Source organism: Actinoplanes sp. NPDC049599, from assembly GCF_044465625.1.
Taxonomy (GTDB): domain Bacteria; phylum Actinomycetota; class Actinomycetes; order Mycobacteriales; family Micromonosporaceae; genus Actinoplanes.
Genome location: NZ_JBITLX010000084.1, coordinates 1 through 1382 on the forward strand (window position 1 = coordinate 1; position 1382 = coordinate 1382).

Here is a 1382-nt window from a genome sequence, read left to right on the forward strand (position 1 = left end):
AGAAGGTGGAGGCGGCCGGGCTGCCCTACCGGTACGTGTACGGTCTGTCCGATCTTGGCCTTTCCTGACAGGATCGGCTCATGCTGATTGCTCTGATCATCGTGATCGTCCTGGTCGTGGGCATCGGCCTGTGGCTGGTGCTGAGCTACAACGGCCTGGTCCGCCAGCGCAACCAGGTGCAGGAGGCCTGGCAGCAGATCGACGTCGAGCTGACCCGGCGCCACGATCTGATCCCGAATCTGGTGGAGACGGTCAAGGGCTACGCCACGCACGAGCGGGAGACGCTGGACGCGGTGATCCAGGCCCGGAACGCGGCCACCACGCCGGGCGCCTCGGTGGCCCAGCAGGCGCAGCAGGAGGGGCAGCTGTCCCAGTCGCTGGGCCGGCTGTTCGCGATCGCCGAGGCCTACCCCGACCTGAAGGCGAACCAGAACTTCCTGTCGCTGCAGAACGAGCTGTCGGCCACGGAGGACCGGATCGCCGCGGGCCGGCGGTACTACAACGCCAACGTGCGCGAGCTGAACACCAAGGTGGAGTCGATCCCGACGAACATCATCGCCGGGATGTTCAGCTTCCAGCGGGCCGACTACTTCGAGGCGGAGAACGAGCAGGTGCGGTCCGCCCCGCAGGTCAGCTTCGGATCCTCGCCGGGGGTCAGCTTCGGCGGCAGCAACTCCGGCGCCGGCACCCAGCCCGGTCTGGAGCCGGGGGCCCCGGCGCCCGGGCCCTCTCTGGGCAGCACCGATCCGGACTACGGCACCCCTGGCCGCCCCCGGTAACGCCCCCTCGCGATCATGCTCAGTTGTCCGGAGCGGACGGGCATGATCACGGCCCGCGGGGTGGGGACACGCCGGAAGCCATTCACCGCACCGCATTTAAGTTTCGGTCAAGCCAGAAATAGGAGCACCGGAAGGACTACCCGGTATCTCCGCGAAACGGCCGATGGCAATCACGTTCCGTGCGGTTTTGGGCGCGGTACGCCATTGCGGGCCGGGCATCCTGTCGGTGCGCACCCGTAAGCTGCGGTGCGTGACGGATCCTCGCCGCCCTCACCGGGCCATTCACTGGAGCATGCCGCGCCGGGCCGTGACGATCAGGATCGCGGTCGGGCTCTCGGTCGCGGCGGTCGCGGCGGTGTCGCTGACCCCGGTCGCCACCGCCCTGCCGCACGCCTTCGGCGGCGGTCAGCAGAGCGCGCTCGCGGATGTGCCGGCCCCGCTGGTCGGTACCGGGAGCAAGGGCGCGATCGCCGGCGAGTACCTGGTGATGCTGAAGGATCAGGCCGGCCTGCAGGCCGCCGGGGTGGAGGGGTCGGGCGACTCGGCCCAGACCCTGGTGGCGGACGCGGTGGAGCGCGGGGAGGACGCCGGGGCCACGGTGCA

General features: G+C 69.8%; 2 protein-coding genes. Both read left to right on the top strand.

All coding sequences use genetic code 11. The features are described 5' to 3' along the window. Window positions 1–80 precede the first annotated feature (80 nt). Window positions 81–779 (top strand): LemA family protein, encoded by a 699-nt coding sequence (locus tag ACIBQZ_RS43305; RefSeq protein WP_396094790.1) that lies wholly within the window; start codon window positions 81–83, stop codon window positions 777–779. Window positions 780–1086: 307 nt separating this feature from the next. Continuing rightward, window positions 1087–1382 (top strand): hypothetical protein (locus ACIBQZ_RS43310; RefSeq protein ID WP_396094791.1); only part of this gene is annotated, 296 nt, incomplete at its 3' end.